We start from the raw sequence: 22,772 nt of genomic DNA on the forward strand, positions 1-22,772 counted from the left end.
GAGAGGAAATTGACATGAACAGCGCAGGAAAGCGCTTCACCTACGTCATCGTCGGCGCCGGCTCCGCAGGCTGCGTCCTGGCGAATCGGCTGTCGGAGGATCCGGCCAACTCCGTATGCCTGATCGAGGCGGGCCCGACCGATCGGAGCCCTCTGATCCATGTGCCGCTCGGCGTGATGCGGCTGATCAACCATCCGCGGCTCAACTGGAACTTCACGACCACGCCGCAGAAGCACGCTGCCGACCGCAAGATCGCCGTTCCACGCGGCAAGACGCTCGGCGGGTCGAGCTCGATCAACGGAATGGTCTACACGCGCGGCCAGCCGAGTGACTACGACGACTGGGCGAGTCTCGGAAACCCGGGATGGTCGTTCCGCGAGGTGCTGCCCTATTTCAGGCGATCGGAGAACAATCGCGATTTCCGCGACTCGGTCTACCACGGCACCGAGGGCCCGGTTCAGGTCGGTTTCCTGGATCAGTACAACCCGTTGTCGGAAATATTCTTCCAGGCAGGCGAGGCGCTGCAGTACCGCCGCAACGAGGACTTCTGCGGCGAAACGCACGAAGGCTTCGGCCGTCGCCAGGCGTCGATCGCGCGCGGCCGACGCAGTTCCACGTCCACGGCCTATCTTGCGCCCGCCCGCCACCGCCCGAACCTCGAGATCCTGACCGGAGCCCTGGCCCGCCGTGTGGTCGTCGAGGATGGCCGCGCCACCGGCGTCGAGGTCGAAATCGGAAACGAGGTTCGGGTCGTAGGGGCGGATCGAGAGGTGATCCTGTCCGCTGGGGCGATCGGTTCGCCACACCTGCTGCTCCTCTCCGGCATCGGCGATGGCGATGAGTTGCGTGCGATGGGCATCGACGTAAAGCGCCACCTGCCGGGCGTCGGACGCAATCTGCAGGATCACATCGCTGCAGCTGTGCAGTATACGAGCCCGACCACCGTGCCATACGGCCTGTCCTGGAAGAGCCTGCCCTGGCTCGCCTGGAACGTTGTGTCCTATCCTTTCACCGGTCGCGGCCTGCTCGCCAACAATATACTTCATTCAGGTGCATTCATCCGCAGCCTGCCAGGCCTGGCGAGGCCGGATGTCCAGCTCATCCTTGTTCCCGCAATCAGGGACAAGAAGGGCCGCATGGGGCGCGGGTTCGGCTTCGGCATCCTGAGCGTCCTGCTGCGCCCGAAGAGCACCGGTCGCGTCTTCCTGCAAAGCGCCGATCCGAAGAGCGCGCCTGGTATCGACCCCGACTTCCTCGCTGAATCGGAAGATGTCGAGACGATCGTTCGCGGCCTCCGCATCGCGCGCCGCCTCGTCGAGACGGAACCTTTCGCTCCTTATCGCGGCGCCGAAATCGACCCCGGCCGCGAGGTCGAGAGCGCCGACGGCATGGCAGCCTATGTGCGTGAGAAATCACACACCGCCTATCATCCGGTCGGCACCTGCACGATGGGCCCGGGCAAGGAGGCGGTGGTGGATGCCGAGTTGAAAGTGCACGGCATAGCCGGCCTGCGCGTCGCCGATGCCTCGATCATGCCGACCCTGATTGGCGGCAACACCAACGGGCCTGCGATCATGGTCGGTGAGAAGGCCGCGGACATCATTCTCGGCAGGCCGCCGCTGCCAGCAGACGACCTGCCCTGAAATGAAGTGGTCGGTGGGAGCGGACAGTCAGTAGCCGCCGGATCGCGGGGTCGCGGCCACGTCGTCATCGCGGAACTGCTTGATAAGGGCATTGGTCGCCCCTACGAGCAGACCGACGTCGCTGCCGACCGCGACGAAGGTCGCGCCGATCTCGAGATAGCGCCGCGCAAGCGCCTGGTCCGAGGTCAGGATGCCGGCAGCTTTGCCGTGCGACAGGATGCGACGCAGCGCATCCTCCACCGCGGCCTGCACCTCCGGTGCACCCGGCCTGCCGAGAAAGCCCATGTCGGCCGCGAGGTCGGCTGGCCCGACGAACACGCCGTCGACGCCGTCCACCGACGCGATGGCGTCCAGCGCCTCAAGCCCGGCCCGGTTCTCGACCTGGACGAGAAGGCAGACCTCTCGATCCGCCGTCTGCAGATAGTCGCCGATCCGGTTGAAGGCAGAGGCGCGCGCGAGGGCCGCACCGACGCCGCGCACGCCGTTTGGCGGATAGCGAACCGCACGCACCAGTTCGCGAGCCTGCTCGGCCGTTTCGACCATGGGAACGAGGATCGTCTGGGCGCCCAGGTCCAGTACCTGCTTGATCAGCCAGGTCTCGCCAATCGGCACGCGCACCACCACCTGGCTCGACGACCCTCTCTGGATGGCCTGTATCTGCGCGAGCGTCGTCGGAATGCTGTTCGGTGCATGTTCGCCGTCGATCAGCAGCCAGTCGAAGCCGGCTCCGGCGCAGAGTTCGGCCGTATAGGCGTTCGCCAGACCGAGCCAGAGCCCGATCTGTGCGCGCCCATCCGCCAGGGCGCGCTTGAACCTGTTTTCGGGCGCGGGCATGTGAATCTCACTCGAAAGAAAGTGTCAGTTGGCCCAGGGGACCATAGTCCGCGCGGATGAAACAACCGGAGGGAGCCTCGATCGGACGGACGAAGGAACCGGACAGCACGATCTCGCCCGCCTCGATCCGGTCGCCATAGGTCGCGAGGCGATTGGCGAGCCACGCCATCGACAGAGCCGGATCATCGAGAACGCCGGCGCCGAGGCCGGTCTCCTCGACCTCTCCGTCTCGATAGACGATCGCGCCGGCCCAGCGCAGGTCGATGTCATCCGGCCGCCGTCGTTCGCCTCCAAGCACGATCCCGGCATTGGCCGCGTTGTCGGCGATGGTATCAAACACCGTCCGCGTCTTCCTGGTCTCCGGATCCACGCGCAGGATGCGTGTGTCGAGGATCTCCAGCGCCGGCTGGACGTAGTCGGTGGCGCGGATCACGTCCTGAGGCGTCACGCCTGGCCCAGCGAGCGGCGCCTTCATGACGAAAGCAAGCTCGGCCTCGATCCGCGGCTGGATGAACCTGCCCTTCGGCACGGTTCCGCCGTTCTTGAACAACATGTCATGGAAGAGCACACCGGAATCGGGAATGTCGATGTTGAGCGCACTCTGCATGGCCTTCGATGTCAGGCCGATCTTGCGTCCGACGATCCGGCGTCCGTCGCCCAGCTTGCGCTGCACCCAGGCGGACTGCACCGCATAGGCGTCGGCCATGTCCATGCCCGGATGCTGCAACGACAGAAGCCCGATCTGGACGCGCGTCCTCTCGGCCTGATCCAGGGCGTTGGCGGCGGCGGCGACGGCTTCCGGGGACATCATGCCGTCGCCTCGTCGACGACAGTGTTGCGCAACAGGCCGATGCCGTCCGCCTCGACCTCGACCACGTCGCCCGGTTTCAGCCATATCGGCGGATCGAAACGCGCACCGGCACCGGTCGGAGTGCCGGTCACGATGACGTCGCCCGGCACCAGGGTCGTGAAGGTCGAGATATAGGAGATGATATGCCGGAAGGAGAAGATCATCCGTCCCGTCCGGTCCTGCTGCCGCACCTCGCCGTTCACGCGCGTGGTCAGCGCTATGTCCGCGATCTGGCTTTCGTCCTGGAATGGCACGAGCCACGGCCCGATCGAGCCGGAGCGGTCGAAGTTCTTGCCCTGCGTGACATTGAACTTGGCATGGCGGACCCAGTCGCGCAGCGTGCCCTCATTGCAGAGCGAGAGCGCCGCGATGTGGTCCAGCGCGTCCGCCTCCGCGATGCGCCGACCGCCCTTGCCGATGACGATGGCGACCTCGCCTTCATAGTCGAGCTGCACCGACTCCGGGGGCCGCACGATCGGCTGGCCGTGCCCCACGAAAGATCGCGGAAATCGAATGAACAGCGACGCCTTGGCGGGCGCGGCCTGGCCGTCCTTGTACTCCTCGTTACGGTCGGGATAATTGACGCCGACGCAGATGATCTTCTCCGGCGCCGGAACGGGAATCTCGTAGGTGAACGCGCCATTCGGAAAATCGACGGCCGCACCCGCCCCTTCTTCCGCGATCAGATTGAGCGCGCCCGCCTCGATAACCTCTCTCAGCGTCGGCCATTCAGGATGCCTTGCAGAAAGCTCGACGACCCCGTCATTCCTGACGAGCCCATATCGGACCCGTCCGTCGGCACGAAAGGTAGCGAGCTTCGGGCGGGTCATTTCACCCCTTTCCGTCACGGCGCGACAATCGGCTGCGCACGCAGAGACGGTTCGCCGACCGCCACGTTCTGGAAGGCCGAGCCCTCCTCGAACCAGCTCTTCGGCGCCGGCGCGCCCCAGAGGGTCTGGCGCTGCGGATCCTTCAGATCCCATTTGATCGGCTCCAGATCCGGGTCCACCGTGAGATAGTCCGAGCAGTAGATCTCCACGCGATGGCCATCCGGGTCGCGGACATAAAGGAAGAACGCGTTCGAGATGCCGTGCCGCCCCGGGCCGCGCTCGATATTGGCGAGATAGCCGGTGGTCGACATCAGATCGAGCAGATCGATGATGTTCAGCGGCGTCGGCACCCAGAATGCGACATGATGCAGGCGCGGGCCGCGGCCGTTGGTGAACGCCATGTCGTGGACGCCGCCCTTGCGGTGCATCCAGGCCGCCCACAGCCGCTTGGTGTCGTCGTCCTCGGTGTATTCCGTCACCCGGAAGCCGATGTCGTTGTAGAAGGCCACAGACGCGTCGACATCGGTGGAAAAGCAGTTGAAGTGGTCGATCCTGAGCGGCTTCACGCCCTTGTAGAGCGAATATTTCTGATGGATCGGCGGCAGCCGTTCCATCGTTGCGTAGAACTCGAGCGGGATTCCCTGCGGGTCGTAGGTGCGCAGGGTGCGATCCTGCCACGGACGTTCGACCCATTCGGTCTTCTGGCCACGCGCCTTGAACCAGTCGCGCGCCTTGTCGAGATCCTCCTCGGCATAGACCTTGAACGACAGCGAGTTCGCCGACGGCTCGGATTGCCGACGCAGGACGACGCAGTGATGGTTGCGTTCCTCCATGCCGCGGAGCGTCAGCAGATCACTGTCCTCATGCGTGACCTGCAGGCCGATCGTGTCGGCCCAGAACGCCTTGCTTCGGGCGAGATCGGTCACACCCAGGTCGAGATGGCTGAGCCTGACGATGTTGAACGGCGGATAAAGATTGCACGCTGGCAACGGCATGTGTTCGTCCCTTCTCCTAGAGCTGCGTATCGGCTCTTGCCGATACGGTCAGCCGCCCAGCTTCGTGATCGAGTGGCGGCCTGTCGCGAGGGCGATATTCTTGGTTTCCATATAGAAATCGAACGACCAGTCGCCGCCGTCGCGGCCGATGCCCGAGTTCTTGACGCCGCCGAACGGCGTCGGGAGATGGCGCACGTTCTCGGAGTTCACCCAGATCATGCCGGCGTCCAGCCCGTCCGTGAAACGAAGGGCGCGCGTCAGGTCGGACGTCCAGAGATAGCCTGCAAGGCCGTACTGCACGTCATTCGAGAGTGCCAGCGCCTCGGCCTCGTCCTTGAACGGTATCGCCGTAAGTACCGGTCCGAAAATCTCCTCGCGGGCGATACGCATGTCGTTGCGCGCATTCGCGAAGAGAGTCGGCCGAACGTAACATCCCTTGCCGAACTCACCGTCGACGATCTTTTCGCCGCCGGTGACAATCGTCGCTCCCTCCTCGCGGGCGATGTCGAAGTAGGATACGACCTTCTTCTCATGCACGGGATGCACCAGCGGGCCGATCACCGTATTCGGGTCGAGCGGATGGCCGATCGGAATCCGCTTGGCCTTCTCCGCGACCATCTCGACGAACTTGTCATAGATGCTCTCCTCGACGAGCAGACGCGAGGACGAGGTGCAGCGTTCGCCGTTGAGCGAGTAGATCATGAACACGGCCGCATCCGCAGCGCGCTCGAGATCGGCGTCGGCAAAGACGATGACGGGGTTCTTGCCGCCGAGCTCGAAATGCACCCGCTTCAGGGTAGGCGCACCCTGCGCCATGATCATCGAACCGGTGCGGCTCTCGCCGACAAAGCCGATCGCCTTGATATCCGGATGCTCGGTCAGTGCCTTGCCGGCGGTCTCTCCGAGACCGTTGACGAGGTTCCAGACCCCCTTCGGCAACCCCGCCTCCTCGGCGATTTCGAGCAGCAGGCTCGCGGTCAGCGGCGAGAACTCGGCCGGCTTATGGACGATCGTGCAGCCGGCGGCCAGCGCCGGGGCGATCTTCCAGGTCGACAGCATGAACGGCGTATTCCACGGCGTGATGATGCCCACCGGCCCGATCGGAACACGCGTCGTGAAATTGAACTGACCGGGACCGCGCAGCGCCCGCCCATCCCTGGCCTCCGGCGCACGGTCGGCAAAGAAACGGAAATTCTCGGCGCCGCGGAGCGCAGCCTTCGACATGAACTTCAGCGCCTGGCCGGTGTCCATGCATTCGATGAACGCGATCTCTTCCGCACGCGCGACGATCGCATCGGCAACCCGATGGAGCAGCTTCTTGCGCGCATCCCCATCCATTGCCGCCCATGCAGGGAACGCCGCTTTGGCAGCCTTTGCAGCGCGATCTATGTCGGCAGCTTTGCCGTGCGCGACCTGCGCCAGCGGCTTCAGGTCAACCGGACTGATCGATTCGAAGGTGGAGCCGTCCACGGCGGGAACCGCATTGCCCCCGATATGATTTTGCACGCCCTGCTCGCGGAAACGTGCGAGCCAGGCCTCCGCTTTCCTGAGATTGTCTTGAAGGGTCATTCCGGGACTACTTTCTGGCGCAAACGTGCATGGATCGAGTTCTTCTTCCAGCTCAGGACCGGATCGATCTCCCGAACCTCGAGCGACAGAGCGAAATGCGGCTCGTCGAGAAGATGGCCGAGCAGCCGGGTCGCGGTCGCAAACAGCGCATCGCCGGCGGCTTTCTTGTCCGCCTCGCTGCGCCCCGCTCCGATCCGGAACTGCATGTCGACGAAGGCATTGGCCGGCAGCATGTCGGCGATGGCATAGGACCTGCAGGCGATCGCCCGGACACGGATGCCGCCGCGTTCGAAGAACGGAAACGCCGCGATCTGCTCGTCGAGCGCCCGGCAAAGACCGGCGATCTCAACCTTGCCGTCGAGATTGTCCGAATATTCGATCGTGAGATGTGGCATCGATGACCCAGGGAATGCGAAGGGCGATTGTTAACCTGTTAATCTGCAAATTGGGAAAGTCAAGACAACCAAAGGCTTATCCCGGCTTACGTCTTCCAGCCCGTGCGGCCGCCACAGGCAGCCGCACGGGCTGGATCTCGCTTCGCTACTTCTGCAGCCACACGGATTTCAGATCGAGCCCGACCGCATAGCTCGGCGGGACCTTCCAGCCGTTCACCTTCTTGTCGAACACCACCTCGCGATATGTACCGAATGTGGTGATCGCGTACTGAAGCTGAATGAAGCGATCGAGGAACTGACGCGCGATCTTCAACCGCTCGTTCTCGTCCAGCGTCTCGTCCTGCTTGCGAAACAACGCCACCAGTTCGTCGTCCTTCAGGCCCGAGAAATTGCCGTCGCCGCCGGGCACGAACTTCGCGAGCACATCGGTGAGGTCGTCCGTGGTCGGCGCGGAGAAATCCATCGACAGGTCGAAGTCTCCAGAGGCCATCCGCGCCGTCTGGTTCGCCACCGGCTGCTGGTCGAGCGTCACCGTGACGCCGATCTGGCGCCACTGATCGATCAGGAAGATGCCCATCGGCTCGTACGGCGCCTTGATGTTCGGTGCCAGGAGCGCGAGCTTCAAGTCGGAGGCGCCGGCATCCGCCAGCAGTTTCTTTGCCTCCTCGCGCTGTGCGGCGATGTCGGTGCCATAGCCCGGGATCTTTTCGATCTCGGCAGCCGACAGGGCTGCCGCATGCCCCTCGCGGAAGATCACGTTCTCGCCGTCCTGTGCGTAGACAGCCAAGGCCTTCAGTCCCGCCCGCCTGTCGATGGCGAGGTTGAGCGCCTGGCGCACTCGGACATCGTCTAGGGGCTTCCGGGTGGTGTTCACCTGGATCATGTTGACCGATGTCGACGGCGTGAGGTCGAACTTCACCGTGTCGCCGCGCGCGTCCTCGATGCGCTTCTTGTCGGGCGCGGTGATCAGGCGCATGTAGCCGTCCACCTGATCGCTGGCGATGGCATTGACGACGGCGGGGCTACCCATGATCGCGAAATCGATCCCGTCCAGATAGGGAAGACCCTTCTCGAAATAACCATCGAACTTCTTCGCGCGCCACGAGGCGCCCGGGACGAATTCCTCGAACACGAAGGGACCCGAGCCCATGATCGTCTTCGCCGGATAGGAGGGGTCTTCCTTCAGCTTCTTGGCCGAATAGATGCAGTTCCACGGCGCGGCAAGCGTGGCAAGGAAGCCCGCGGAAGGCTCGGACAGCAGGAAATCGATCTTGTCGGGCGCCGTCACCTCGATCGATTTCAACGCTCCAAACCGCCCCTTGCGGATTGACACCACACCTTCCGGTGGATTGGCGATCCGCTCGAACGTTGCCTTGATATCGTCGGCAGTGAGATCTGTGCCGTCATGGAACTTCACACCGCTGTTGAGCGTGAACGAGTAGCGCGTTCCGTCGTCCGAGACCGTCCACTCCTTCGCGAGGCCGGGCGAGATCTTCGGGAACGTGTCCGGCTGGAAGGACAGCAGCGTCGAGTAATGCGGCGCGATGTACTGCAACTGGGTGGACGACGTGAGCGCGCCGCAGTCGAAGGTGGCAGGCTCGCCGACGCCAGCCAGCCTGAGAACGCCGCCCGGCGTCGGTTCCTGCGCAAGCACGGTTCCAGAGGTCAGTCCGCAGACCACCGCGACGGCGGCTGCGGAACGAAGACCGCGATAGATTGTCATGTTAACTCCTCCCGAGGCCAGAATGACCTACCTTTATTAACACGTTAATTTTTAGAATCAAGTGACGCATGCGAGGCGTCACTGCTGGAACCGTGGATCGAGCCAATCCCGCAACCCGTCGCCGAAGAGATTGAACGCAATGACCGCGAGGCTGATCGCCGCGCCAGGAAAGATGATGAGCCATGGCGCGGTCTCGAAGAAGTCGGCGGCGTTGCCGGACAGCATCAGGCCCCAGCTCGGCGTCGGCTCGGCGATGCCGAGCCCGAGGAATGAAAGCGTCGATTCGAGAAGAATGGCCTGCGCGATATAGGACGACAGCATCACCAGATAGGGTGCGACGAGATTGGGCATCATGTGGCGGAAGACGATGCGGCCGTGCGAGTATCCCGCTGTGATCGCCGCGTCGACGAAGGGCTGCTTGCGGACGGAAAGCGCTGCCGCCCGCAGAACGCGCGACACCGGCGCAATCATCGGAATGGCGATCGCCAGGATCAGCGTGACGTCGACGCCGTAGATCGGGTGACGGCCGAGGATTGCAACGATCACCAGCGCTAGCACCACCAGCGGAAAGGCGAGCAGCAGCTCCAGCGCGCGTTGCAGGATCGCGTCGAAACGACCGCCGAAATAGGCGGAGAAGATCCCGATGATCGCGCCAAGCGAGCAGCCGAGCACTGCGGAGATGATACCGATGGTCAGCGCGGAACGCGCGCCATGGATCAGTCGAGACAGGATGTCCCGCCCGAAGGCGTCTGTGCCGAACCAATGGACGGCGTCCGGCGGCGTCAGGATGCTGCCATAGTCGACGTCGAGCGGATCGAACGGAGCGAGTTGCCGCGCGAAGATACTCGCGCCCAGGAAGAGCAAGATCAGCAGCAGGCTCGCGGCCGCGACGGGCTGTGAACTGCAGAACGACAGCAAAGCCTTCAGCGCGCAGCCTGATCCTGATCTCTGGGAAGCGATGACAGCGGACATGACACCTACCTGACGCGGATGCGCGGGTCGACCACTGCGTAAAGCAGGTCGACCAAGAGGTTGACGACGATGTAGATCGTGGCGAACAGCATCACCATGCCCTGGATCAGCGTGAAATCGTTTCGCGTCACCGCCTCGATGAACAGCTTGCCGAGCCCGTTGATGTTGAACACTTGCTCGGTGACGACCAGCCCGCCGATAAGAAAGGCGAACTCTAGCCCGACCACGGTGATCGCCGGCAAAAGGGCATTGCGAAGCGCATGCACCCACACGACCGTGCGCTCGCGCACGCCCTTCGCCCGCGCCGTCCGGATGTAGTCCTCGCCCAGCACATCCAGCAGCGACGAGCGCACCATGCGCGCAAGCACCGCCGAGAACCGCACGCCGACCACGAGCGAAGGCCAGATCAGTTGGGCCAGGTTCGCGAACGGATCGACATAGATCGGCACGTAGCGGATCGACGGCAGCCAGTGAAACGTCTTGAGCAGGAAGAGCAGCAGCAGCATTCCAACCCAGAAAGCCGGCAAGGCGAGGCCGGTCATCGTCACGAGGCGGATGACATAGTCTGTGGCGGTGCCTCGCTTCAGCGCCGACATCGTCCCGAGAGGTACGGCGATCACCAGCGCCAGCAGGGTCGCCATCACCGCGATCTGGAAGGTCGGGCCAAAACGGATGCCGATCTCCTGCGTTACCGGGCGCTCGGTCCACATCGAATTGCCGAAGTCGAGCGTCGCAAACCCCGTCATCCAGTCGCCGAACTGCACGAACAGCGGCTTGTCGAGGCCAAGCCGCTGGCGCTCGGCCTGGACGGTCTCCTCCGACACCGCACCGCCGTCCGACATCAGCTTCACACGCACGATATCCCCGGGCACCACGCGGAGAAGAAAGAAGGTCAGCACCGCGACCCCAAGCAGGGTGGGGATCGCCAACAGCACACGCTTGAAGATGTAGGCGAGCATGAGCGTTACACCTTGATGCAGGCTGCGAAATGCCCGGGCCGGATTTCGCGCAGGTCCGGAACCGTCTGGCGGCACTCAGGCCCTGCCTTCGGACAGCGAGTATGGAAGACGCACCCGGCCGGCACGTTGAGAGGGCTGGGCAGATCGCCCTTCACCGCCTTGAACACCTTCGCACGTTCCTTCACTGGATCGGGCGTCGGCGCCACCTCCATAAGCGTCGCCGTGTACGGGTGGACTGGCCGCGCATAGAGTTCGTCACGGTCCGCTATCTCCATGATGCGGCCCAGATACATCACCACCACGCGGGTCGAGATGTGACGCACGACGGCGAGGTCATGCGCGATGAAGAGATAGGTCAGGCCAAGGCTGCGCTGGAGATCTTCAAGCAGGTTGATGATCTGCCCCTGGATCGACACGTCGAGCGCCGATACCGCCTCGTCGCAGACGATGAAGGATGGCTCCAGGGCGAGAGCGCGCGCGATGCCCACGCGCTGGCGCTGGCCACCCGAGAGCTGGTGCGGATAACGCTCGGCGACCTCCGGGCGCAGCCCCACCTGCGACAGGAGTTCCGACAGGCGCGCCTCCCGCGCCGCCCGATCCGGGGCCAGACGGTAGACTTGCAATGGCTCGCGGATGATGTCGCCCACCGTCATGCGCGGGTTGAGAGAGCTGAAAGGATCCTGGAAGATCACCTGGATCTTCCGGCGCAATTCGGTCAGTTCGCGGCCGCTTGCGGCGTGGACGTCTTTCCTCTCGAAGGTGACAGTGCCCTCGCTGGGCTCCTCGAGACGGAGCAGCAGCCGGCCGACCGTCGACTTGCCGCAGCCGGATTCTCCGACAAGGCCCAGCGTCTCGCCCTTGTGGATGTCGATGCTGAAGTTCTGTACCGCTCGAACATGCGCGGTCGGACGGCCAAAGCCCGAGGCAACCGGAAAGGTCTTGGCGAGATTTCGGATCGAGATCAGCGTCTCACGCCCGGCCGCGTCGCGGACGTGCCCCTGCCCTCCTTCCGATGGCCAGCCGATCCGGCCCGCCGCAAGTTCCGCATGGCGGCGGCAGGCCGAAAGCGTCCCGACATCGGTCGTGGTAAGTTGCCCTGCCTCGGAGCATGCTTCCTCCCGCAACGGGCAACGCGGAGCGAACCGACACCCGGTCGGAAGCTGTGCAAGGTTTGGTGGCAGTCCCTCGATCGATTCAAGCCTGGCGCGGCGCGGTTCGTCGAGCCTCGGAACCGACCGAAGCAGTCCTTGCGTATAGACGTGGCGCGAACGGGTGAAGACGTTCATCGCATCGCCGACCTCGACGAGCTGGCCGGCATACATGACCGCGATCCGGTCGGCGTAGCGCGCCACGACCGCGAGATTGTGCGTGATCACGATCAGGGCCACGTTGAGCCGCCGGGCAAGGTCACGCATCAGGTCGAGGATTTGCACCTGGACGGTCACGTCGAGGGCCGTGGTCGGCTCGTCGGCGATGATCAGCTTGGGATTGCACGCCAGCGCGATCGCGATCATCACTCGCTGCCGCATTCCACCGGAGAACTGGTGCGGATACTGCTTCAGCCGGCGTCCCGCGTCGGGAATGCCGACCATGCCGAGCAATTCGATCGCGCGCGCGTCGGCCTCCGCGTCCGACAGGCCGAAATGGACCTTGAGGCTCTCGGTGATCTGGAATCCGATCGTCAGGATCGGATTGAGAGACGTCATCGGCTCCTGGAACACCATGCCGATGTCCTTGCCGCGCACCTGTCGCATCTCTTCCGGCGAAAGCTGCAGCAGGTCGCGTCCGTCGAATCTGACGCTACCGCTCGACACGAGCGCCGTCTGCGTCGGCAACAGGCGCATGATGGAGAGCGCGGTCACCGACTTGCCCGATCCCGACTCGCCGACGATCGCCAGGAATTCGCCGGCCGACACCTTGAGGCTCAAATCGTCGATGGCGCGCACCGAGCCGCGCGCCGAGCGGAACTCCACGGTCAGGTTGCGGATGTCGAGGAGCGGTTCGCATGGGTCAAGCCTGACCGGATCAGAGACCCCGGGCTGGAGCACGACGCCGGCGTTCATGATCCGCTACCACCAAGAGAACGGCGCCATGCAGCGGTGGCTTCGGGAAAAGAATAAGACAGCCTTGCCTCCCAACAAAAGCGTCGACGCCGGCGGGTTCTCCCGACCTTCCGGACATGCGCGCCCTGTGTAGCCGCCGCGGCGCCCGGAAGCAATAATAATAACACGTTAAATATAGAATCGGCAGGCCGGCAGCAGGAATCGATGTCAGCCTCCGAAGCTTCCCGTCTGGCTCGGCACGTGGACGAAATTTCGGTCGAAGTAGAGCAGCGCGTGACCGTCCTTGCGCGAACGGATATGCGTCACCTCGCCGATGAAGACGTGGTGCGTGCCCACCCGATGGGAATCGACCAGCCGGCAGTCGAACGAGACGATCGCGTCTGCGAGTGCAGGACTTCCGGACGGAAGTTCGACCCAATCGGCGGACGCATAGCGAGCCGCCATGTCGGGCTGCGCGCCCGCGAAGGACGAGGCCAGCCCCTTGTGCTCTCCCGTCAGCACGTTGACGCAGAAGCTGCGGTTCTCGAGGAACAGCTGCGCCTGAGTCGATCGGCTGTTCATGCACACCAGCAGCGTCGGCGGCTCGTCGGTGACGCTGCACATCGCAGTCGCCGTGAAGCCGCCCCGACCGGACGGGCCGCTGGTGGTGATCACGTTCACCGGCGCGCAGACGCGCGCCATTGCGTTGCGGAACTCGGTGCGGTTGACGACCTCGTCCATCGGTCTGGGCTCACTCGGCAGCGAGCGCGCTGTCGCCGGACGACCGGTCCAGCGGCGGCAGCCAGGTGTCTCCCGTCCAGCCGTTTTCGTCATAGTCGGCCATGCAGCGATCCACCAACGCCTCCATCTCCTTGAGGCGGCCGCCGCGCTCCGCGCCCTTGAGCACCTGGAGGCGAACCTCCTCGGGTGCGCCGGCATAGTTGAGCTCGTAAAGCGCATGGCGGCCGCCGAACTCGGTTCCGGTCGCGTCCCACAGCAGCTTCATGATCTTGATGCGCTCGATATGACCCATGTTGTCGGAGCCGCGCACATAGCGGGCGAGATACTTGTCGATCTCGGGATTGGCGAAATCCTTGGCCGAGGACGGCAGGTAGATCAGGCCCGACGCCACGGTCCTGCGCACGATGTCGATGACCTTCGGATAGGCCTCCGACATGAAGGTGCGATAGCAGAGCGCGGCCTCGAGATTTGGCAGCACGGCGCCGCCGGCCCACGGGATCGGATTGTAGGCCATCGCGTTGGAAAACGCCCAGAACTGATGCCTTATGGCGATCACCTCGCCAAGCAATGCCTGGTTGCCGCGGAACGCGTCGCCGCCGGTTGCCCGCAGCGCCTTGGCGAGCAGGCCTGCCAGGAAGTCGAGCTTCACGCCGAGTCGCGTGCAGCCCTGGAAGCAGTAGCCGTGCATGAAGCCCGACGCCGGGTGGAACGACAGGATCTTGCCGGCGTCGCGCAGGACGAGCACGTCCTCCCACGGGATGAACACGTTGTCGAGGACGAGGATCGCATCGTTCTCGTCGAAGCGGGACGACAGCGGGTAATCGAACGGATGGCCGACCGTGTTCGCGGTCTCCTCGTAGGAGACCCGGCAGAACATCTTGATGCCGGGAGCGTTCATCGGAACGATGAACATCACCGAAAGCGACGGGTCTTCCGTCACGGTCGCCGAACTCTGGGCGAGGAAGTTGTAGTGCGTCAGCGCGGAGGACGTTGCCACCACTTTCGCGCCCGTGACGTAGATGCCCGCGTCGGTTTCCTTGGTGATGTGCACGAAGACGTCCTTCACCGCTTCGGCCGGCTTGTGGCGATCGATCGGCGGATTGACGATCGCATGGTTCATGAACAGCACCGATTCCTGAGCGCGCTTGTGCCAGGCGAGCGCGTTCTCCTTGAACGGCCCGTACCAGTCGGCATTGGCGCCGAGCGTGTTCATCAGCGCCGCCTTGTAGTCGGCCGTTCGACCCATCCAGCCGTAGGACATCCGCGCCCACTCGGCGATGGCAGCCTGCTGCGCGACGAGGTCCTGGGAGGATTTGGCGACGCGGAAATATTTGTGCGTGTAGCCGCCTGAGCCGGTGTCGGTGGGCGACGTCAGGATCGGCTTGGTCTTCTCGTCGTGCAGCGCATCATACATGCGCGCCAGCGAGCGCACCGAGTTGCGCATGGCTGGATGCGCCGTCACATCTGCCACGCGCTCGCCGTTTATGTAGACCTCACGCCCGTCTCGCAGGCTCGCCATGTATTCGGCGCCGGTGAATGGACGCGTGGAATCCGCCCTGAAATCTTCCGATCGCATCTCTTTCCTCCCTGATGCCGTCCGCGAACATGTGTTCGAGCCGGATGAAAATACGAGGTCGTCACCTGGCCAGCCATGGACAAAACACCCTAACCGGTTGTACTTTTTCCTGTAATGAACACGTTAGGGACTGTTCCGACTTTTTTCGTCTACGGTGAGGCGCCAAGGCCTTTCGGGCTCGGCTTCGTGCATGCGGAGACCGTCATGGCGCGAAGAGACCTGCATTTCGGCCGTGTCGAACCGCATCTGCACGACCGCCTGGCCCAGATAACCTTCTGGACGAAGGGCCATGGCAGCTATCTTATCGAGGACGAGGTCTTGGATTTTTCCGCGCCGGCGGTGAGTTTCATGCCCAGTGGCGTGGTTCACGGCTTCACCGTCGCGGCGGACGAGACGGACGCCATCGTCATCTCCATCGCCGATGGTGCGCTGTCGTCCATCGCCGGCATGGTTTCGCTGCCGTTGTCTGCGCCGGTGATGATACGCGACGCCGCCGATCCGGCCCTTTGGGATCGCCTGTCGCGGACCATGCACCTCGTCCTGGACGAGTATGCACATGCGGCCGCGTCCGCCGAGACCGTCACGATGCCGCTAGTCGCAGCCGCGCTGGGACAGATCGCCGTCCTTGCGGCCGCGGTGCCCGCGCCAGCCGTTCCGCCGCAGCGACACCTTGCAAACCGGCTGCGTGAGCTCGTCGATGCGCATTTCAGGGACAACTGGCCGATCGCGACCTATGTCGACGCGCTGGGCACGACATCGCACCTGCTGGCAAAAGCCAGCCTCGCTTCCTTCGGCGTGCCGGTGAAGGAGCTTATCGCGGAACGGCGCCTGCTGGAGGCCAAGCGCCTGCTGCTGTTCACCGTGCGCTCGGTCGAGGATATTGCCTACGAGATCGGTATCCGCGACGCGGCCTATTTCTCCCGTGCCTTCCGCAAGCGCATGGGTCAGCCGCCGGGAGAATGGCGGCGGTCTCAGTCAGAGGTTCTGGGCAGCGCTCTCGCTCGGCCAGGCGCGAATGGTTGATATTCCGGTCTGCCGTCAGACGACCAGAAGGGTCGATGTAGCAGCGGCCACCGGGCGGTCGCCGGCCGAGAGTTCCGCGCCCGCGAACATCACCCGCCGTCCCTGCTTCGATATCCATCCGCGCGCCTCGTAGGTCGCGCCGGCGGCCGGCGCAAGAAACGAGATATTCATGTTCGCGGTGGTGATCGTCGTGCCCGCTTCTCCCGCGGCCAGCCCTGCGAAAGCCATGGCGAAGTCCAGCATCGCCGTTACAGCGCCTCCCTGGATGAAACCCGCGCCCTGCCGGAACAGGTCTTCCGGCGCGTAGCGTAGAAGGATTTCCTTGCGCGCCGCGTCGAAGCCGATGAGCTCGGCGCCGAGCGCCACCAGCAGCGGCGAGGTGTCGATACGGCCAGTTGGCCGGGAGCCCGCCGCGAAGGCACGGATCGCGTCGAGGTCGGGGTTGGAGACAGGGCCGGCCGGCGACTTCTGGTTCATCCGATCTCCACGCACACCTTGCCGACATGCTTGCCCGAGGCGAGGTATTCCAGGCCTTCACGCAACGTCTCCAGCGTAAAGACGCGCTGGTCGATAACCGGCTTGACGCCACTGCGCGAGATCGCGTCCACAAGGCGCTGCAACGAGGCGCGGCTTCCCGCGGTGACGCCCTCGATGCGCGTCTCCTGCATGGCGACGATCGGCACGTTGAGTTCGGCCTTGGCGCCGGTGACCACGCCAACCATCGCGATCGTGCCGCCGAGCGTCATGGCGCGCATGGTCTGTTTCAGTGTCTCGGCCCCACCGATCTCCACGGCAACGTCGATTCCGAGGCCACGCGTCGCCTTCTGCACCGACGCTCCCCACGCCTGGTCTTCCTTGTAGTTGAAGACGTGGCGGGCGCCGAGCGTCTTCAGCAGGTCCAGTTTCTCGGGGCTCGACGAGGTCGCATAGACCTCCGCACCGGCCATGACGGCAAACTGCAGAGCGAACAGCGACACGCCGCCGGTTCCCTGGGTCAGCACGCGGTGCCCGGGTCCTACCCCACCCTTCTCGATGACGGCGTTCCAGGCCGTCGCCGCCGCGCAGGGCAGGCTGGCGCCCTCGAGATAGCTCAGATTGTCGGGAAGCTTCACCAGTGCATCCTGGCGAAACACACGCTTCTCCGCCGCGACGCCGTCGAAACGGCCGCCGAGATCTGTCCCGACGCATTCCATGCGCAGAGGTCCCGCCTGCCAGTCCGGGAAGAAGCAGGAGATGACGCGGTCACCGACTTTCCACCCGCGCACTTTTTCGCCGACGGCTACGATCTCGCCGGCGCCGTCCGAAAGCGGGATCAGCTTTTCCTGCTTCTGCATGCTGCCATAGCCGCCCTTGACGGCAAGCAGGTCGCGATAGTTGAGCGAGGCCGCCTTCATCGCGACCAGCACCTCGCCGGGGCCGGGCGCGGGATCGGGCAATTCCACCAACGCAAGGTTCTCAAGGCCCATCTGGTCGACGCGTGCGGCTCTCATGGTCGTCTCCTCGTTCTTTGTTTGGGCAATCACAGGCTGTGGAAGGTGGTGCCGTCCCGCGCCATCCTGTCAAGCAGGGCCGGCACGGCGAAGCGTTCGCCGAAGCGTGTCTCCAGGTCCCGGCATTGCTCCACGAACGTCCGCGCGCCGATCGTGTCGATGCAGGCGAACGGCCCACCGAGATGGATCGGATAGCCCCATCCGGTTACAGCCGCCATGTCCGCCGTGAGCGGATCGGTCACGGTTCCGTCCTCCAGGGCGCGTACGGCCTCGAGCGATTGGGTGTGCAGCAATCTCCGGCGCACGATCTTCGGCTCGAGTCGTGTCGGAGGGAACAGATCTTTCAGCCCCGACCAGAGGACTGGCCCGTCGGGCGTGTAATCGTAGATGCCCTTGCCGGCGAGCTTGCCCTCGCGTCCAGCGGCGATCAATCGGTCGAGCGCTTCGATCGCGCGGGATCCCTTCATCGAGACAGGTGTCCCCTCGCCGCTCATCGAGGCCATGATGTCGCGCAGCAGCGGCAGCTTCGTCAGCTCCGCCAGCGTAGCTGGGCCGATGGCGAAGCCGATGTCCAGCATGACGTTGTCGATGATCTGCGGCGCCACCCCTTCCGCGACCAGTGTCATCGCCTCGCTGGAAAGGCTCGAGACGATGCGGCTTGTATAGAAGCCAAGGCCATCGTTGACGACGATCGGCGTCTTGCCGAGCAGCCTGGCGATGAACTGCGCCTCGCCCTTGGCCTTGGCCGACGTGTCTGCTCCGTGAACGATCTCCAGCAGCTTCATCGTCTCGACAGGTGCGAAGAAGTGCATGCCGATGATCCGGCTGCGATCCGCCAGCGGCTGAGCCAGGCGGGTCATCGGAATGGTCGACGTGTTGCTGGCGACGGTAACCCCCGGCCTGACCACAGACGCCACCTTGCCGAGCACATCGTGCTTCACATCAAGACGCTCGAATACCGCCTCGATGACGAAGTCCGCGTCTTTCAGGGCGGCGTAATCCGCGCCGGTTCCGACCCGCGCCAACAGCGCTTCGCGCGCCTCGGGCGACATCCGGCCCCGCTCGACCTGCCGGCCGGCGATCGCCGCGATGCGGTCGAAGCTCTCGCGCGCCTTGTCCTCCGAGACGTCGATGAGCCTCACGGAGAGACCGGCCCGCGCGGCCGAGAAGGCAATGCCGTTGCCCATCATGCCGCCGCCGACCACGCCGAGCGTCTTGATGGCGTCACCTGCGCTCGCGGGAGGATTGGGCCGCGCCGCGCGTGGACCATAGAAACCGGACCGGATACGATTCTTCGCCTCAGGTGACGCCGCGAGCTTGATGAACTGGCGCCTTTCGATCGCAATTGCCGGATCGATTGTGCGCTCCAGACCGTGATGCAACGCATGGAGGATGGCAAAGGCCGCCGCGTCGGTGCCGGCGGAGCGCTGCCGCGCCTTGGCCCAGGCACCGGCAAAGAACATGCGGCCCTTCTGCGAGTTCGGGTCGTCGCCCGGAAGCTGGTAGCCCTTCTGGTCCCAGGGCTGTCCCGCCTTCGGGTTGGTCTTGATCCAGCGGACGGCGGCCGCGATCAGGTCAGAAGCAGGGACGACCTCATCGACAAGCCCGGCAGACTGCGCCTCGGCGACGGCAAGCGTCTTGCCGCGCAGGATCAGATCGGCCGCGGCCGCGAGCCCGATCAGGCGCGGCAGTCTCTGCGTGCCGCCGCCACCGGGCATCAGCCCCAAGCCGGCTTCCGGCAGTCCGAACAGAGCATCCTTGCGATCGGCCGCGATGCGGCGGTGGCAGCCGAGCGCGAGTTCGTAGCCGCCGCCGAGTGCGGTGCCGTTGAGCGCCGCGACGACCGGCTTTCTTCCGGTCTCGAACCGTCTCAGCGCCGCCGTGAACGGGTCGACGATCGCGGTCACCTCATCAGGCGTCATCGCGGCGCGCAGTTCGTCGAGGTTGCCACCGACGGCGAAATCGTCCTTCGGCGACGTGATGACGATGCCCGTGACATCCGGATTGCCGAGCAATTCGTCCACGACGCGGCCGAATTCGAGGTTGAAGTCGCGCGACAGCGTGTTGACCGGGCCGGGCGTCGAAATATCGAGCCGGACGATCCCGTCTTCCAGCTTGGTGGTCGTGATCACGCTCAGGCTCCGAAACGTTCGATGTAGGTGGCGACGCCCATGCCGAGACCGACGCACAGCGTGACGATGCCGCTGCGCGCGCCGGTCCGTTCGAGTTCGTCGATCATGGTGTTGGTCAGCATGACACCCGTCGCGCCGATCGGATGGCCAAGCGCGATGGCGCCGCCGTTGACGTTTACTCGATCGTGCGAAACGCCGGTGCGCTCCATGAAATGCAGCACCACCGATGCGAAGGCCTCGTTCACCTCGAACAGATCGACGTCAGCCAACGTCTTGCCGGCGCGTTGAAGCGCTTTTTCCGTGGCGTCGGCAGGTGAGGCGAGCATCAGGCACGGGTCCATCGCCGTGGTGGCGAAGGTGCGGATCACCGCGCGCGGCGTCAGACCAAGCTTCTCGCCCGCCTCGCGCGTCCCGATCAGCATCGCGGCGGCGCCGTCGACGATGCCGGAGGAATTGCCGGCCGTGTGGATGTGCGCGACATTCAGCACCTCGGGATAGCGCTGGCGAACGACTGCGTCGTAGCCGCCCTTCTCGCCCATCGCCTTGAAAGCCGCCGGCAGCTTGCCGAGATCCTCTGCGCTGGTGCCCGAACGCATGTATTCGTCGCGGTCGAGCATCAGCGTCCCGTTGACATCCTTCACGGCGACGATCGAACGGTCGAAACGGCCCTCCTGCCAGGCTCGCGCGGCGCGCGCCTGCGATTCAGCGGCATAAGCATCCGCCTGCTCGCGGCTGTGACCGCACAACGTGCCCAGGAGGTCGGCGGCCATGCCGAGCGGCGTGAAATGCGCTTCATTGTTGAAGAACGCGTCGCTGCCATTGGGGCCGCCCGTCCCGGCGATCGGAATGATCGACATCATCTCGATGCCGCCTGCCACGATCAGATCCGCCTGTCCCGCCATGACGCGCCCGGCCGCAGCGTTCACTGCATCCAGCCCGGACGCGCAGAAGCGGCTGACCGTCACGCCGGGAATACTGTCCGGCATTCCGGCATGAAGCACCGAGGAGCGCGCGAGATTGGCGCCCTGGTCGTTGACACCGTCCCCGCATCCGAAGATGACGTCGTCGGGCGAGGCCGCAGCGAAGCCCGTGCGGCTGTCGAGTTCCTTGAGCACCGTCGCGCCGAGGTCGATCGGCGAAAGCGTATGTAGCGCGCCGTTCGGGCGGCCTTTGGCCCTTGGCGTCCGAACGGCGTCGAAAATATAGGCCTCGTGCACGACTTCTCCTCCGGGCGGCTGGCTCGGCGAGCTTATTTCACGCGTTAAGTGTGCAAGTCAATCCGTCGAGCCCGGTCACGCCGACGGAATGCATAGCGGCCCTATGGACCGAAAGAACTAAATGAGTTAAGCAATTTTCCTGTCCGACGCACGGCTCGCCGGGACCGGACGCTCCCGATCTTGCGGGCGGCGCAACATTGGGTTCGCCTCCCGCATTTTTTCAAAGAGGACAGAGCCGGATGTCGGACATCACATCGAATCCCTTGCCGATGAACCCGCCGCAGCTTGGACTGGAGTTCGCATTCCGGATCAGGCTGGAGCTGGGCATTCGCAAGAAGATAGGCAAGATCCCCAGCGGCGGCGTGCGCGGCTTCGTCTCGGCCGCCGGCGGCATCGTGGACGGACCTCGCCTCACCGGTCGCGTGGTTCCCAATTCCGGCGGCGACTGGGCTCTTTATCGCGAGGATCACACGGTGATGTTCCACGCGCACTACATGCTGGAAGCCGACGACGGCACAATGATCTACATGCGCAACAATGGCTACCGGTATGCACCGCCGGAGGTTGCCCGCCGCCAGGAGGCGCTGGAACCCGTGGACTTCTCCGAATACTACATGCGGCTGTCGCCGACGTTCGATACGCCGGTCGGCAAGCACGACTGGCTGACGCGCCACGTCATCGTCGGCTGCGGCGAGCGCCACGCCGAGTATTCCGTGTTCCACTACTATATCGTCAAATAGGACATGCGGGAGGTGCGCGGCCGCCTTGTCCGCGCTCCTCCTCAAGGATCAGAGCACCTTGTAGTAGGTGATCCGGTTGCCCTCCTCCATTCTCTCTCCCATGCCGATGAAGACGTGCCGCGACAGCCAGTCGTGCTTGCCGGGCGCGGTTTCGAAGGTGGGGGTGCACCGGAAGTAATATTCCGAAGGATCCACGAGATCGCCAGGCCGCAGCGCGTAGAGGCGCTCCATGACCTCCGGAGAGGCGTGGCGATAGCCGCGATTCTGCAGATAAATCAACGTCCCGTCCTCCTCCCGCATGTGATAGCGGGCATCGAAGCAGAAGACGCCGTCTGTGCGCACATGAGGCCATTCGCCGCCGCCGGGGATCACCTCGCCGCGTATGTTCGGCCCTTCGAAGTGGCCACTCTCCACCGCGACGCCCAGCCGGCTGCCGCCGACCGGCAGGTCGGGCACCTCGAGCCGCGGCCTCTTCAACCGCAACGTCACCTGCATGGCGAATTCGAGTTCGGGGGCCTTCATCAGTTCTGATCCATCCTGGAAGCGGGATACGTTGCGGCGGCAGACCTAGAGCACTTCGAAGACGTCGATACGCGCGCCCTCGCGGCTCAGCCGGCCGCTGCCTACGAACACGGAACGCGCCAGCCACTGGTGCGGGCCGACGGACGCGTCGAACTGCGGCGTGCAGCGATAGTACAGCGCCCCGACCGGCGGCAGTCCGGCGCGGAACGCACCGAGATCACCGCGAAGATAGCCGCGGCTGCGCATATAGATCTGCCCGCCATCGGTCGCACGGATCATGTAGCGGGCGTCGCTCTCTACGATTCCATCGGGGCGCAGCACCGGCCAGTCGCCGGCCTGGTCAGCCACCACCCCGTCGAGGCGCGGGCCGAACACCTTGCCGCCGCTCGCTCTCAGGAAGCCCTTTTCCCCCGCAACCGTCTCATGGAGGAGGCCGAGATCGAAATCGATCTCCAACGTGAAGGCCCATTCCAGCCCCGGCATCGCAGGAGTTTCCGGCACTGTCCCGATCGCCTCAGA

21 protein-coding genes are annotated in these 22,772 nt (G+C 64.5%); 3 read left to right on the top strand and 18 right to left on the bottom strand.

Translation table 11 applies throughout. The annotated features are described in order from the left end of the window. Window positions 1-14: 14 nt before the first annotated feature. Window positions 15-1,643 (top strand): GMC family oxidoreductase, encoded by a 1,629-nt coding sequence (locus B9Z03_RS24790; protein WP_085466676.1) that lies wholly within the window; start codon window positions 15-17, stop codon window positions 1,641-1,643. A 27-nt stretch (window positions 1,644-1,670) separates the two neighbouring features. Here the strand turns inward: B9Z03_RS24790 and hpaI are convergent, their stop codons facing one another. From hpaI to B9Z03_RS24850, 12 genes are all read right to left on the bottom strand, one after another. Beyond that, window positions 1,671-2,477, bottom strand: coding sequence for a 4-hydroxy-2-oxoheptanedioate aldolase (gene hpaI / locus B9Z03_RS24795; RefSeq protein ID WP_085466677.1), 807 nt, complete (start codon window positions 2,475-2,477; stop codon window positions 1,671-1,673). A 7-nt stretch (window positions 2,478-2,484) separates the two neighbouring features. Beyond that, window positions 2,485-3,288 carry a 2-oxo-hept-4-ene-1,7-dioate hydratase gene (gene hpaH, locus B9Z03_RS24800; protein WP_085466678.1) on the bottom strand — a complete coding sequence of 268 codons (804 nt, stop codon included), beginning with the start codon at window positions 3,286-3,288 and terminating at the stop codon, window positions 2,485-2,487. Beyond that, window positions 3,285-4,157 (bottom strand): fumarylacetoacetate hydrolase family protein, encoded by an 873-nt coding sequence (locus B9Z03_RS24805; RefSeq protein WP_085466679.1) that lies wholly within the window; start codon window positions 4,155-4,157, stop codon window positions 3,285-3,287. The genes hpaH and B9Z03_RS24805 overlap by 4 nt, the downstream gene beginning before the upstream one ends. Window positions 4,158-4,171: 14 nt before the next feature. Beyond that, window positions 4,172-5,152 (bottom strand): 3,4-dihydroxyphenylacetate 2,3-dioxygenase, encoded by a 981-nt coding sequence (gene hpaD, locus B9Z03_RS24810; RefSeq protein WP_085466680.1) that lies wholly within the window; start codon window positions 5,150-5,152, stop codon window positions 4,172-4,174. A gap of 48 nt (window positions 5,153-5,200) precedes the next feature. Next, window positions 5,201-6,721 (bottom strand): 5-carboxymethyl-2-hydroxymuconate semialdehyde dehydrogenase, encoded by a 1,521-nt coding sequence (gene hpaE, locus B9Z03_RS24815; protein ID WP_085466681.1) that lies wholly within the window; start codon window positions 6,719-6,721, stop codon window positions 5,201-5,203. After that, on the bottom strand, window positions 6,718-7,116 hold the full coding sequence (locus B9Z03_RS24820) for a 5-carboxymethyl-2-hydroxymuconate Delta-isomerase (RefSeq protein ID WP_085466682.1): 399 nt from the start codon (window positions 7,114-7,116) through the stop codon (window positions 6,718-6,720). Before B9Z03_RS24820 ends, hpaE begins: the two co-directional genes overlap by 4 nt. 145 nt (window positions 7,117-7,261) lie before the next feature. Next, a complete protein-coding gene (locus B9Z03_RS24825; RefSeq protein WP_085466683.1) occupies window positions 7,262-8,839 on the bottom strand; it encodes an ABC transporter substrate-binding protein in 1,578 nt (525 codons plus the stop codon). Between the two features lie 78 nt (window positions 8,840-8,917). After that, window positions 8,918-9,811 (bottom strand): ABC transporter permease, encoded by an 894-nt coding sequence (locus tag B9Z03_RS24830; protein ID WP_085466684.1) that lies wholly within the window; start codon window positions 9,809-9,811, stop codon window positions 8,918-8,920. A gap of 5 nt (window positions 9,812-9,816) precedes the next feature. Then, the gene (locus tag B9Z03_RS24835) at window positions 9,817-10,770 is read right to left on the bottom strand and encodes an ABC transporter permease (protein ID WP_085466685.1); all 954 of its coding nucleotides are present in this window, start codon (window positions 10,768-10,770) and stop codon (window positions 9,817-9,819) included. Window positions 10,771-10,775: 5 nt separating this feature from the next. Continuing rightward, complete coding sequence (locus B9Z03_RS24840; RefSeq protein WP_085466686.1) at window positions 10,776-12,833, bottom strand: ABC transporter ATP-binding protein; 2,058 nt, start codon at window positions 12,831-12,833, stop codon at window positions 10,776-10,778. A gap of 207 nt (window positions 12,834-13,040) precedes the next feature. Continuing rightward, window positions 13,041-13,553, bottom strand: coding sequence for a flavin reductase (locus B9Z03_RS24845; RefSeq protein WP_085466687.1), 513 nt, complete (start codon window positions 13,551-13,553; stop codon window positions 13,041-13,043). Between the two features lie 10 nt (window positions 13,554-13,563). Next, window positions 13,564-15,129, bottom strand: coding sequence for a 4-hydroxyphenylacetate 3-hydroxylase N-terminal domain-containing protein (locus B9Z03_RS24850; protein ID WP_085466688.1), 1,566 nt, complete (start codon window positions 15,127-15,129; stop codon window positions 13,564-13,566). Window positions 15,130-15,243: 114 nt separating this feature from the next. Between B9Z03_RS24850 and B9Z03_RS24855 the strand changes: the two genes are divergently transcribed. Continuing rightward, entirely contained in the window at window positions 15,244-16,152 is a 909-nt protein-coding gene (locus B9Z03_RS24855; protein WP_085466689.1) for a helix-turn-helix domain-containing protein, read from the top strand. Window positions 16,153-16,167: 15 nt separating this feature from the next. Here B9Z03_RS24855 and B9Z03_RS24860 read toward each other — a convergent pair whose 3' ends face one another. The 4 genes from B9Z03_RS24860 to B9Z03_RS24875 are packed head-to-tail and all read right to left on the bottom strand — an operon-like array spanning window position 16,168 to window position 20,991. Continuing rightward, window positions 16,168-16,629 (bottom strand): PaaI family thioesterase, encoded by a 462-nt coding sequence (locus B9Z03_RS24860; protein ID WP_085466690.1) that lies wholly within the window; start codon window positions 16,627-16,629, stop codon window positions 16,168-16,170. After that, on the bottom strand, window positions 16,626-17,642 hold the full coding sequence (locus tag B9Z03_RS24865; protein WP_085466691.1) for a zinc-dependent alcohol dehydrogenase family protein: 1,017 nt from the start codon (window positions 17,640-17,642) through the stop codon (window positions 16,626-16,628). Before B9Z03_RS24865 ends, B9Z03_RS24860 begins: the two co-directional genes overlap by 4 nt. A gap of 29 nt (window positions 17,643-17,671) precedes the next feature. After that, window positions 17,672-19,774: a 3-hydroxyacyl-CoA dehydrogenase NAD-binding domain-containing protein gene (locus tag B9Z03_RS24870; protein WP_176247628.1), complete on the bottom strand. Its 2,103-nt coding sequence runs from the start codon at window positions 19,772-19,774 to the stop codon at window positions 17,672-17,674. A gap of 2 nt (window positions 19,775-19,776) precedes the next feature. After that, window positions 19,777-20,991 carry an acetyl-CoA C-acetyltransferase gene (locus tag B9Z03_RS24875; RefSeq protein WP_085466693.1) on the bottom strand — a complete coding sequence of 405 codons (1,215 nt, stop codon included), beginning with the start codon at window positions 20,989-20,991 and terminating at the stop codon, window positions 19,777-19,779. A gap of 239 nt (window positions 20,992-21,230) precedes the next feature. On the opposite strand from B9Z03_RS24875, the gene B9Z03_RS24880 reads away from it, so the two are divergent. Beyond that, window positions 21,231-21,731, top strand: coding sequence for a DUF3237 family protein (locus B9Z03_RS24880; protein WP_085466694.1), 501 nt, complete (start codon window positions 21,231-21,233; stop codon window positions 21,729-21,731). A gap of 48 nt (window positions 21,732-21,779) precedes the next feature. Here B9Z03_RS24880 and B9Z03_RS24885 read toward each other — a convergent pair whose 3' ends face one another. Further along, on the bottom strand, window positions 21,780-22,253 hold the full coding sequence (locus B9Z03_RS24885; protein WP_085466695.1) for a DUF3237 domain-containing protein: 474 nt from the start codon (window positions 22,251-22,253) through the stop codon (window positions 21,780-21,782). A 45-nt stretch (window positions 22,254-22,298) separates the two neighbouring features. Then, window positions 22,299-22,736, bottom strand: a complete 438-nt coding sequence (locus B9Z03_RS24890; RefSeq protein WP_176247629.1) for a DUF3237 domain-containing protein — start codon at window positions 22,734-22,736, stop codon at window positions 22,299-22,301. Window positions 22,737-22,772: the final 36 nt, after the last annotated feature.

The organism is Mesorhizobium australicum (genome assembly GCF_900177325.1).
Lineage (GTDB): Bacteria > Pseudomonadota > Alphaproteobacteria > Rhizobiales > Rhizobiaceae > Mesorhizobium_A > Mesorhizobium_A australicum_A.